11 protein-coding genes are annotated in these 11,470 nt (G+C 67.6%); 9 read left to right on the forward strand and 2 right to left on the reverse strand.

The features are described 5' to 3' along the window. Positions 1-194: 194 nt before the first annotated feature. The 8 genes from ACIREE_RS33745 (at position 195) to ACIREE_RS33780 (ending at position 8,730) form a co-directional block, all read left to right on the forward strand. Complete coding sequence (locus tag ACIREE_RS33745; RefSeq protein WP_404160867.1) at positions 195-1,577, forward strand: ricin-type beta-trefoil lectin domain protein; 1,383 nt, start codon at positions 195-197, stop codon at positions 1,575-1,577. A 187-nt stretch (positions 1,578-1,764) separates the two neighbouring features. Beyond that, positions 1,765-3,921, forward strand: a complete 2,157-nt coding sequence (locus tag ACIREE_RS33750) for an RICIN domain-containing protein (RefSeq protein ID WP_404160870.1) — start codon at positions 1,765-1,767, stop codon at positions 3,919-3,921. A 231-nt stretch (positions 3,922-4,152) separates the two neighbouring features. Then, positions 4,153-4,353, forward strand: a complete 201-nt coding sequence (locus ACIREE_RS33755; protein ID WP_404160873.1) for a hypothetical protein — start codon at positions 4,153-4,155, stop codon at positions 4,351-4,353. 361 nt (positions 4,354-4,714) lie between these two features. Then, positions 4,715-4,918, forward strand: coding sequence for a cold-shock protein (locus ACIREE_RS33760; RefSeq protein WP_404160876.1), 204 nt, complete (start codon positions 4,715-4,717; stop codon positions 4,916-4,918). A gap of 318 nt (positions 4,919-5,236) precedes the next feature. Further along, complete coding sequence (locus ACIREE_RS33765) at positions 5,237-6,526, forward strand: PP2C family protein-serine/threonine phosphatase (RefSeq protein ID WP_404160879.1); 1,290 nt, start codon at positions 5,237-5,239, stop codon at positions 6,524-6,526. A gap of 122 nt (positions 6,527-6,648) precedes the next feature. Beyond that, positions 6,649-6,918 carry a hypothetical protein gene (locus ACIREE_RS33770; protein WP_404160882.1) on the forward strand — a complete coding sequence of 90 codons (270 nt, stop codon included), beginning with the start codon at positions 6,649-6,651 and terminating at the stop codon, positions 6,916-6,918. 401 nt (positions 6,919-7,319) lie between these two features. Next, complete coding sequence (locus ACIREE_RS33775; protein ID WP_404160885.1) at positions 7,320-7,784, forward strand: DUF2267 domain-containing protein; 465 nt, start codon at positions 7,320-7,322, stop codon at positions 7,782-7,784. Positions 7,785-7,884: 100 nt separating this feature from the next. Continuing rightward, a complete protein-coding gene (locus ACIREE_RS33780) occupies positions 7,885-8,730 on the forward strand; it encodes an alpha/beta fold hydrolase (RefSeq protein WP_404160888.1) in 846 nt (281 codons plus the stop codon). 36 nt (positions 8,731-8,766) lie between these two features. Here the strand turns inward: ACIREE_RS33780 and ACIREE_RS33785 are convergent, their stop codons facing one another. Together ACIREE_RS33785 and ACIREE_RS33790 are read right to left on the reverse strand one after the other, a co-directional pair. Beyond that, entirely contained in the window at positions 8,767-9,465 is a 699-nt protein-coding gene (locus tag ACIREE_RS33785) for a nucleotidyltransferase domain-containing protein (protein ID WP_404160891.1), read from the reverse strand. Between the two features lie 29 nt (positions 9,466-9,494). Next, on the reverse strand, positions 9,495-10,652 hold the full coding sequence (locus ACIREE_RS33790) for a serine hydrolase domain-containing protein (RefSeq protein WP_404160894.1): 1,158 nt from the start codon (positions 10,650-10,652) through the stop codon (positions 9,495-9,497). 94 nt (positions 10,653-10,746) lie between these two features. Here ACIREE_RS33790 and ACIREE_RS33795 point away from each other — a divergent pair, with 94 nt between their 5' ends. After that, complete coding sequence (locus tag ACIREE_RS33795) at positions 10,747-11,379, forward strand: TetR/AcrR family transcriptional regulator (protein ID WP_404160896.1); 633 nt, start codon at positions 10,747-10,749, stop codon at positions 11,377-11,379. Positions 11,380-11,470 lie beyond the last annotated feature (91 nt).

Genomic DNA, 11,470 nt, shown 5'->3' on the forward strand with positions numbered 1-11,470 from the left:
GTTTGTGAGGGCCTTCGCGCGTTCAACTCCTCGCGAGCGCAGCTCTGTTCGCACCCTTCTTGGTTTCATCTCTTGACGGCTTTGGTGCAGACCTTTAGGTTCCGGGGCGCCACAGTTTCACGAGTGCACTTGCCGTTCATCATCATGAACGCCGGGCGTGCCCGTACGCACCCATGAAGGGCTGTGATCCTGCGATGACCGGACTCAGACCGTCCCTCACGCGCTCGACCGTGATACGCGGCGCACTCACCACCGCACTGCTCGCGTTCTCCGCCGGTGTCTTCGGCGCCGCTCCCGCCTCCGCCGCCACCGGCACGATCACGGGCCTCGCGGGCAAATGCCTCGACGTGGCCGCGGCGAGCTCCGCGAACGGCGCGGCCGTACAGCTCTACGACTGCAACGGCACCGCCGCCCAGCAGTGGACGGTCGGCTCCGACGGGACGATCAGGGCCCTCGGCAAGTGCCTTGACATCACCGGCAATTCCACGGCGAACGGGGCCAAGCTCCAGCTGTGGGACTGCACAGGCGGCGCGAACCAGAAGTGGTCGGTCTCCGCCGCCCGCGACATCGTCAACACCCAGGCCGACAAGTGCGCCGACGTCACCGGCAACACCTCGGCCAACGCCACCCCGATCCAGATCTGGACCTGCACCGGAAGCGCCAACCAGAAGTGGACCGCGCCCACCGGCGGCGGCACGACCCCGACCGCGCCGATGGCTGTTGCCCCGTACCTCTACAACGGCTGGGGCAATCCGCCGAGCCCGACCACGGTCATGAACGCGACCGGCGTCAAGTGGTTCACCCTCGCCTTCGTGCTCAGCAACGGCTACTGCAACCCGCAGTGGGACGGCAGCCGTCCGCTGACCGGTGGCGTCGACCAGCAGACCGTCACCACGGTGCGGGCGAACGGCGGCGACGTCATCCCCTCCTTCGGCGGCTACAGCGGCAACAAGCTGGAGAGCTCCTGCTCCAGCGCAGGGGAGTTGGCGGGCGCGTACCAGAAGGTCATCAACGCGTACGGGCTGAAGGCGATCGACATCGACATCGAGGCCGACGCGTACAGCAATCCGACGGTCCAGCGGCGCACGGTGGACGCGCTCAGGACCGTCAAGGCCAACAACCCGGGCATCAAGGTGTACGTCACCATCGGCACCGGGCAGTCGGGACCCGACACGAGCCTCATCAACCGGGCCGCGAACTCCGGCCTGAGCGTGGACAGTTGGACGATCATGCCGTTCGACTTCGGCGGCGCGGGGCAGAACATGGGCACGCTCACCCTGCGGGCCGCCGAGGGTCTGAAGACGGCTCTCAGGAACGCCTACGGCTACACCGACGACCAGGCGTACCGGGACATGGGCATCTCCTCCATGAACGGGATCACCGACAACAACGAAACCGTCACCCCCGCGGACTTCCAGACCATCCTCGGCTACGCGCAGACGCACCACCTCGCGCGGCTGACGTTCTGGTCCGTCAACCGGGACCGCCCCTGCACCGGCGGCGTCGCCGACAGCTGCTCGGGCGTGGCCCAGAGCAACTGGCAGTTCACCGGCATCTTCGCCCAGTACCGCGGCTGACGGACCCGCCCCACCTGTACGCCCCCTCCACCCCCCATCACAGGAGAAATCCGTGCCCAGACCTGTGCCAAGGCTTGTGCCCAAACCCGTGCTCAGACCGCTTAGACCCGTGCTCAGATCCGCGCTCAGACAGAACAGGTCGTCCGGCCATCACCGGATATCGAGGGCCCTGACCGTGGTCGCGCTCGTGGCGACCACCGTGACCGGCATCGAGTTCGCCGCGCAGGGCTCGGCGAGCGCGCAGACCACGGCGGCCGCCGCGCTACCGACCGGATACACCACCGTGGTCAACAAGGGCAGCGGCAAGTGCGTCGACGCCCGCTCGGCCGCGAGTGCCGACGGCACCGCTGTCCAGCAGTACGCGTGCAACGGGAGCATCGCCCAGAACTGGCAACTCGCGGCCACCAGCGGCGGCTACCACCGCGTGAACAGCAGCCTGGACGCCACAAAGGCGTGGGACGTCACCGACGTGTCCACCGCCGACTCCGCGACTGTCCAGCTGTGGTCGTACTCCAGCGGCAACAACCAGCAGTGGCTGCCCGTCGCCGAGGCCGACGGCGCCTACCACTTCGTCAACCGCAACAGCGGGAAATGCCTGGACGTCCCCAGCGCCTCCACCGCGGACAGCGTGCAGCTGGCGCAGTACACCTGCAACGGCACCGCGGCGCAGTCCTTCATCCTGGGCGGCGGCACGACGATCCCGCCGGGCACTCCGGATTTCGGCCCCAACGTCACGGTGTTCGACCCGTCGATGCCGGCCTCCAGCATCCAGTCCAAGCTGAACTCGGTCTTCGCCCAGCAGGAGACCAACCAGTTCGGCTCGGCCCGCCAGGCCCTGCTGTTCAAACCCGGTACCTACAGCGCCGACGCCAACGTCGGCTTCTACACCCAGGTCGCCGGCCTGGGCCTCTCACCCGACGACGTGACGATCAACGGTTCCGTGCACGCGGAGGCCGACTGGTTCCAGGGCAACGCCACCCAGAACTTCTGGCGCGACGCCGAGAACCTGTCGGTCAACCCCACGGGCGGCACCGACCGTTGGGCCGTCTCGCAGGCGGCCCCGTACCGGCGTATGCACGTGCGCGGCAACCTCGCGCTCGACGACGGCGGCTGGTCCAGCGGCGGCTTCGTCTCCGACAGCAAGGTCGACGGGCAGATCCGGTCCGGCACCCAGCAGCAGTTCCTCACCCGCAACTCGCAGATGGGCAGCTGGTCCGGCTCCAACTGGAACATGGTCTTCGTCGGCGACCAGGGCGCGCCCGCCCAGTCCTTCCCGACGTACACCAACGTGGCCAGTTCGCCGACGATCCGCGAGAAGCCGTTCCTGTACGTCGACGGCGCGGGCGCCTACCAGGTGTTCGTGCCCGGACTGCGGTCCAACGCCGTCGGCACCACGTGGAGCGGGAAGACTCCGGCGGGCCGGTCACTGCCGATCGACCAGTTCTACATCGTCAAGCCCGGTGCCACCGCGGCCGACATGAACTCGGCCCTCGCGGCGGGTAAGAACCTGCTGGTCACGCCCGGCGTCTACCACCTCGACCAGACGATCAACATCACGCGCCCCGACACGGTGGTGCTGGGCATGGGTCTCGCCACCTTCGTACCGGACGGCGGGATCACTGCGATCAGCACGGCAGACGTGGACGGCATCCAGTTGGCGGGCCTGCTGATCGACGCGGGCACCGCCAACTCCCCGACGCTGGTGCAGATCGGCCCGGCCGGCTCGTCGGCCGGCCATGCGGCCGACCCGACGCAGCTGTCGGACGTCTTCATCCGGATCGGCGGCGCCACGGTCGGCAAGGCGACCAACTCGCTGGTGATCAACAGCGCCCATACGGTCATCGATCACACCTGGATCTGGCGGGCCGACCACGGCAACGGCGGCACGGTCGGCTGGACCAGCAACACGGCGGACACCGGGCTCGTGGTCAACGGCGCCGACGTGACCGCGTACGGCCTGTTCGTCGAGCACTTCCAGAAGACTCAGGTCATCTGGAACGGCAATGGCGGCAGAACGTACTTCTTCCAGAACGAGATGCCCTACGACCCACCGAACCAGGCCTCCTGGATGAACGGCACCGGAAAGGGCCATCCCGCCTACAAGGTGGCCTCCTCCGTCACCAGCCATGAGGCGTGGGGCCTGGGCAGCTACTGCTACTTCAGCGCCAACTCGAGCGTGGTCGCCGATCGCGCCTTCGAGGTTCCGAACGCGTCGGGGGTCAGGTTCCACGACATGGTGACCGTCTCGCTGGGCGGTACCGGCACCATCAGCCACGTCATCAACAACACCGGAGGGCCGTCCAACTCCAGCTCGAACGTCGCCTACCTCACCAACTATCCGTAACCGGCGCGGAGACACAAGGCACTGTGACGACCGGCGATCTGGCGGCCGTCACAGAGTCCACGCTCAACGACGACGCGGCTCCGTCGTCGTGCGGGAGGGTCGCAAGGTGACGGCCCATGACACGTTGCCCTCGCCGAAGTCATTTGATTAAAGCTGTGCCCGACGGGCATTCTGAGCGCGTCCCGCGCGTGCATTCGATGGCGGCGGATTTTTCGAGTGATTGAAGGATGCATGACCACGTCTGAGCCCAGTCGCCGTGACGACACCGTTGCCGGGCAGGCGGCCCCGCCGCAGCCGCAATGGCAGAACCTGTTCGTCGCGCCCGCCCACCCCGAGGGCTCCGCAGCGGACGAGCAGGATGGGGCCGAGGAGCAGGCACCCTCGACTCCGCTCCGTAGCCGCGGGGGCCGACGCACCCACCGCGCCGCCTAGTCATGAGGGACGCCCTCGTTCGGGGAGCCCGACCGTGGTTCGGAACGGGGGCGCTCCTTTTTCACAACAGCGCTCCGGGTGGATTCATAGCTGTGGCCGCGACATGAGGGTTTTACTCGTCGGGCTGTGAATGTTTACGCCACAACGGGCAGATAAAGAATTGTATAACTTACGCAGGTCACCAGGCGTGCTACTCTCGATCCGAGTTGTATTGCAGGTGCCCAGGCGACAAGCGTTTCCTACGGTGGTTTAGCCGTTGGAAACGCTTTTGTATTTCCGGTAATTCCGGGGAGGGCGCCGGCAGGGTGGCTCGGGATCCGTGCACTGCGGGTCCCCGCGACGGCCCATAAGGAGACACAACATGGCATCCGGCACTGTGAAATGGTTCAACGCGGCAAAAGGTTTCGGCTTCATCGAGCAGGATGATGGAGGTGTCGATGTCTTCGCCCACTTCTCGAACATCGCCGCCCAGGGCTTCCGTGAGCTGCTCGAAGGTCAGAAGGTCACGTTCGACATCGCGCCGAGTCAGAAGGGCCTGACGGCCGAGAATATCGTCCTTGCATGACGCCGGCACCCGATCAGGGGTGTTATCGATACGAAATTCACCGCGGGCACTCGTATTCCGGTCGGCGCATCCTTGTGGTCCCTGCGTGGATCTTGTGCGGCGGGAATTCCTTGAACGTGTCATATCGAGGAGATTCTGAGTGAACTTGACGCCTGCCGATGACCACTCCTTCCGCAGCCCTGGTGGCGGCTCCGCATTCCGATTCGGCGCCGGTTCGGGCCGAAACACTGGCATGGGCAAGTTCACCGCGGACGATATCGGGGCGAGCGAACCGCAGGCCACCGCTGATGCGATCACCGGCTGCATAGAAGCAGTCCGATGACGGGCCGCACCGACCAGGCTCCAGAAGGCGCGCAGGACCAGGGCGCGGCGGCCCCGAATGTGGCTTTCACCGCTCTGCTGGAGGACAGCGCGGAAGACCTGTATGAAGAGGCTCCGTGCGGCTACCTGTCGACTCTGATGGACGGCACCATCGCGAAGATCAACACGACCTTGCTGGAGTGGCTCGGCCTGGCGCGGGAGGACGTGGCAGGCCGGATGCGGTTCACCGACCTGCTCACCGTGGGCGGCAAGCTGTACCACGAGACGCACTTCGCGCCGCTGTTGCAGATGAACGGTGAGGTCGGCGGTATCGCCCTGGACATCAAGACCGCCGACGGACAGCGCATACCCGTGCTCGTCACGTCGAAGGTGAAGACCAGCCACGACGGCCAACCGATGCTCGTGCGCACCACCGTCTTCGACGCCCGTGACCGCCGCGCCTACGAAACCGAACTGCTGCGCGCACGCCAGGCGGCAGAAGAAGCGCGCCGACAGGCCGAGGCCGACCGCGAACGGCTCCAGGAAGCTCTCGCCGTCCTCCAACGCAGCCTGCTGCCCGCCGAGTTGCCCACAGTCCCCGGACTGGAGGCGAGCTCCTACTACCACACCGCCTCCCCGGATCTGCTCGGCGGAGACTTCTACGACCTGTTCCCCCTCGGCGGGGACCGGTGGGCCTTCTTCCTCGGCGACGTATGCGGCAAAGGCCCCCGGGCGGCCGCGGTCACCTCGCTGACCCGCTACACGCTGCGGGCGGCCGCGCTGCACGACCCGGACCCCGTCGCCGTTCTGACCACCCTGAACACCGTGCTGCACGAGCGGTACCACAGCGTCGCCCCCCGCTACTGCACGGCCGTCTTCGGTGTCCTGCACCCCGGCAATGACCATGTCAGCGTGCACCTGGCCGCCGGTGGCCACCCCTCCGCGCTGATCCAACGTGCCGACAACACCGCGCACTACCTGCCCACCCCCGGCGGCATGCTCATCGGCGTCCTGCCCCAGGCACGGTTCACCTCCGCCCGTACCCGACTGTTTCCCGGCGACACCCTGCTGCTCTACACCGACGGACTGACCGAAGCCCGCACCGGCTCCGAGCGTGAGCTCTACGGCGAGGACGCCCTGCGCGCCTTCGCCGCCGAGCAGCCCGCCACCGGCCCCCGGTCCTTGATCACCGCCCTGAGCGGCCTGCTCGCCGGATTCGGCGATGGACTCGACGACGACACCGCGCTGCTCGCCCTCGGCGTGCCCGCTCCGCCACCCGCCTCCCCGGTGGAAGACCTGAAGAGCTGACGCGCGTCGGCTGACCGTCACCGCCCGATTCGCGGTCACCGGTCCCGTACCGGATATGGGCGGTGGTCTCGACTCCGTGCGATTGCGTTGTTGGCACACCTATCCGGAATCGCGTCCACCGGATGCACGAATTCCGCGACGCCGAATTGACGACCCGTCGCTCCCGCGCGGTGCAGATCGTTGCCGCAGGCGTGGACATCAATGAACCTGGTTCGAGCCGATTTGCCGAATTCGCCTACGAGTACGGGGGCGGCGAGGTCTGTCCGCGAGGTGCGTGCCAGTGTCCGCTGGACCACGCGGCGCGCGACCGGCTCTTGACCATGCTGCGGTACGCGATGCTCGCCGTCGCCACCAGCGCCATCGTCGCCGGCGCCGCCTGCGTCCACGTCTGACGAGTTGGCCACGCGTGCGCCGCACGCGTGATCCAGAAGGTTCGCCGCTGTGCGGGGCTGTTACCTGTCCGCTGCACCCACACAAATCTATGCTGGCCGAAGTAGACATTGGCCCACTGTGGAGCTACTCTTTTTCTCGCTGCCCGGAGAGACCGCACAGTTGGCGGAGCCGAATTGCCGGACGGCACCACGGAAGTAGCAGTGAGCAGGACCTCGGTGAAGGCGTCGGCTGCGGGCGCGCGCGCCGGGAGGTTCGGCAGTGCAGCAGTCCGTCGCCCGCGAACCGAGCAGCCCTCTTTCTGATCCCCACCCACCCCGGTGGCTGTAGGGGTCGACGCGCGCCGACCGGCGCCCCGGCACCTGCAGCGGCCCCGTGCGATGTGTGAAAGGCCACCGCTTCCATGTACAGCCCGACCTCGACCCCGAATTCCTCCCACGCCGACACCGCGCTGCTGGAGAAGATCCGCTACCAGGGCGCCTACGCCACCCTGGAACAGGCGGAGCGTGTCACCGCCACCGTGCTGGACGCTCTGGGACAGCAGATTGTCGGCGACGAACGTGTCGACCTTGCACGCCGGCTGCCGCCGCGGGCCGCCCGATACTTCACTCAGGCTCTGCCCCGGCAGTGCCGGCTGACGGCTCACGCTTTCGTCAAGGACCTCGCCGAAGCCACCAACGCGCCCTACGCCACCACACGGTGGGACGTGGGATCCGTCCTGGGCCCCCTGGCTCGCACCCTGGACAAGGAACTGCTCCACCGTGTCCTGGCCCAACTGCCCAGCGGGTACGCCCTGTTGTTCGGGCAGGCCGACCTCACCGCGGCCTCCCGCCGCCTGTCGGCCGACCACGTCGTTCAAGCAGCCTGAAAGCCACACGGGCACCGTGAGCCGGTGCGGCTCGGCCCTGGCCTCAGCCCTCGGCCTCAGGTGTTACCGAAGACAGTCATGTAGTGGGATGGAATGGAACATGGTGCGGGCTGATTCACATGGTGAGCGGGCTCTGGCCGCTGCGGACATCAAGCGGCGCAACAACGTCACCCTCACCGGCAACCCGCAGGGGCCGACGGTAGTGCTGGCGCACGGATTCGGCTGCGATCAGAACATGTGGCGTCATACTGTGCCCGCGTTGGCCGAGGAGTACCGGGTCGTGTTGTTCGACTACGTGGGTTCGGGCCGTTCGGACCCGGCCGCGTTCTCGGAAGAGCGCTACGCCTCCCTCAACGGCTATGCCCGGGACGTGGTGGAGGTGTGCGCAGCGCTCGATGTGCACGACGCGGTCTTCGTGGGGCATTCGGTCAGCGCCATGATCGGGGTTCTGGCGGCCGGGCTGGCCCCGGAGCGCATCGGTGCGTTGGTGATGGTGGCTCCGTCTCCGCGGTACATCGACGACGAGGGATACCGGGGCGGGTTCAGCGCACCCGACATCGACGAACTACTGGAGTCGCTGGAGTCGAACTATCTGGGCTGGTCGTCGGCGATGGCGCCGGTGATCATGGGCAACGGGGACAGGCCTGAACTCGGTGAGGAGCTGACGAACAGTTTCTGCGCCACCGACCCGGACATGGCGCGGGTCTTCGCCCGGACCACCTTCCTGTCGGACTCACGCGATGATCTCAAGGGCGTGCGGATACCGACGCTGGTGCTGGAGTGCACCCAGGACGTGATCGCGCCACGAGAAGTGGGTGCCTTCGTTCATCAGGCGATCCCCGGCTCGAAGTTGGTCACTCTCGACGCGACCGGGCACTGCCCGCACCTGTCCGCACCTGCCGCCACCAACGAGGCGATCGTCGACTTCCTGGCGAGCTTGCGCTGATCCCGGCCCGACGGTCATTTCCCCCGGCGCGGCGGCTCAACGGATGGCATACCCGTCCCACAGTGGGCCGCCGACCTGGTCCAGCACCTGCGTCAGCACCGCGGCGAAGGCGCTCGTGTGCCCGGCGATCGCTTGCGCGGCGGCGTCGGTCAGGGAGCGGTGCAGCCCGGGGTCGGCCGCTGCCAGTCGGCGCGACAACCACTTGCCTCCGCCGAGCCAGTGGCCGCCGGCCAGGAGGGCCAGTTCCGCGGCGCGCTGCAGCATGTGCGAGACCAAGTACACCCGCTCCGCGGGGTCCGTGCAGCCGCGCAGGTCGTCGAGCAGGTCGGTCAGGATGTACCGCTGGTAGTCACGCTCACGTTCCGAGAGCTGCGGAGGGCCGGCTGCCCACCGCTTTCGCGCCTCGCTCTGGAGCGAGGCGCCCAACCCGTTCGCGTCCACGAGCAGCATGCCGTCGGAGCACATGGCGAGCAGCGGTGAACTCCGCTTCGCGGTCTCCTGGTCGGCGAAGCTGTGCCAGACGGCCTCGGTCTGCACGAACAGCTCCACCGGCCAGCCGCGGTACAGCAGGTTCTCCCGGCTGGGGGCGGGCGGCCCGTCCAGCAGGACCACGATGTCCAGATCGGAGGTCGGCGTCCGGCGGTCGGTCAGCACGCTGCCTGCGAGGAATGCCGCCAGAGCGGTGGGAAACCGGTCCCGCAGCAATGCGCGGGCGGTGAGCACGGGGTCGTCCATGACCGCAGCGTATGTGCCTGCGGGTGGCCCTACTCGGACCGAGCGGTGCAGTAACCCTGCTGGAAGGCATTCCAGAAGTCTTTGTCGACAGCATCGGTGAACGGGTTCCAGTTGGTGTGGGCGACGAGTTGGGTGCGCCCGCTGCGATCGTTGAGGGCATAGGTCAGGTACCCGAGTGCGCTGCCGCCGTGGCCGTAGGCGCGGCCGCACTCGGTGGCGTAGACGTAGATTCCCAGGCCGTAGGCGACAGCGGGCGGGGCGCTGCCGGTGGTGGGGACCGTGTCGGTGAGCATCCGGCGGAGGAGGTCCGGGGGCAGCAGCTGCCCTTGCAGCAGGGCACGGTAGAAGCGTGCGGTGTCGGCGGCGGTCGTGACGAGGGCGCCTGATGCGCCGGCCTCGGAGGGGCTGAACGTACTGACGTCGAATCGGGTCGGATCCGGCGCGTTCGGCAACAGGAGGGAGACGTCTGCGTAGCCGTGTACGTGAGCTCCGCCGATGGTCGTCCGCGCGAGCGGGTACGAGGTGTTCCGCAGCCCGAGGGGGGAGAAGATGCGGCGTTCGAGGTTGGTGCGCAGGTCGCGGTCGGTGGCCCGTTCGACGATCAGGTCGAGCAGCAGGTAGTTGGTGTTGGAGTACCGGAACCGGGTGCCGGGGGCAGGGAAGTAGCGGGGTCGGGCGAGACCGATGCCGATCAGCTGGTCGCGTGGCCAGTACTGGTCGAGCTTGTGGAAGTGGGGGAGCAGTCCGTCGATGTAGTCGTACAGCCCGCTCGTGTGGTGGAGCAGCTGGCGGACGGTGATGGGTGCACCGGACAGTGCGTTGTCGGTGCGGACCTGGTCGGGCAACAGGTTCTGGACGGTGTCGTCGAGCCGCAGCCGGTGCTCGGCGACGAGTTGCAGGACGACCGTTGCGGTGAAGGTCTTGGTGAGGCTTCCGGCGCGGAGTCTCAGATCTGGTGTCATCGGCGTGCCGGTGGACCGGTCGGCGACACCGGCCGCGCCGACGCGGTCCCGCGAGCCGTGGCGAGCGAGCAGAAACGCGCCCGGATTGGGGTTCGGTTCGGCCACCACCTGCTCGGCCAGAGACTGCAGGGCTTGATCGTGGCGGCTGTCGGCCGCCCGGTCGGCACGGGTCGGGTCCGCGGTGGCCAGGCCCGGTGGCGAGCAGAGAGCAAGAACAAGTCCCATGCCTATTAAGCGGGTTGAGCGTCGGCGGTTCATCGCCAGCCTCTCTCCGGTAGCAATATAGGCGTATGGTTATAGCACGCGATACCGTCTGCTCGTGCCGAGATTCGCTGACCATGAAGCCCGCCACGGGCAGATCACCGACGCTGTTCAGCGTCTGATCGTGCGGCACGGCCTCACCGCCGTGACCGTTGCGCGAACCGCCGCGGAGGCGGGCATGTCCGTAGGCCTTGTCCAGCATTACTTCACGGCGAAGGGCGAGATGCTGCAGGCCACGTTCACCCGCGTCAACGAGGGCTTCCTGGCGCGGGTGGACGAGTTGGTCACCCGAGGCGAGGCCGAGAACCGCACCATCGCCGAGATGCTGCGGCAGGCGCTGGCCGAGCTCGTACCGCTCGACGACGCCCGCCGCGCCGAGTTCCTGGTCCGCCTCGCCTTCGCGGACCACGCCGCGCACGACGTTCGACTTGCCGCCGTGCAGCGGGAGACCCTCGCGGGTATCCGTTCACGCGTCGCCCGGGCCATCCGTAATGGCAAGGTGTGCGGCGAGGTTGCCCAGGATGTCGAGGCGGACGACCAGGCCTTGCGGATCGTCGCGTTCGCCGAAGGGCTCGCCCTGCACGCGCACATCGATCCCGGCGCCGCGTCGAAATCGGCGATCCTCGCCGCGATGGACGAACAGCTCGGCCGGGTGTTCGGCGGAACCTGCCGACGCGCTCGGCTCGGCTAGGTGTTCTGTCCGGGGAGGTTGTGGACGGGTGAGGCAGATCTCGGCTGAGGGATCTTGAACAGGTGAGGGCCTTCCGGTTCGGTGTGGATTG

Origin of the sequence: Streptomyces sp. NPDC102467 (genome assembly GCF_044765445.1) — a bacterium.
Classification (GTDB): Bacteria; Actinomycetota; Actinomycetes; order Streptomycetales; family Streptomycetaceae; genus Streptomyces.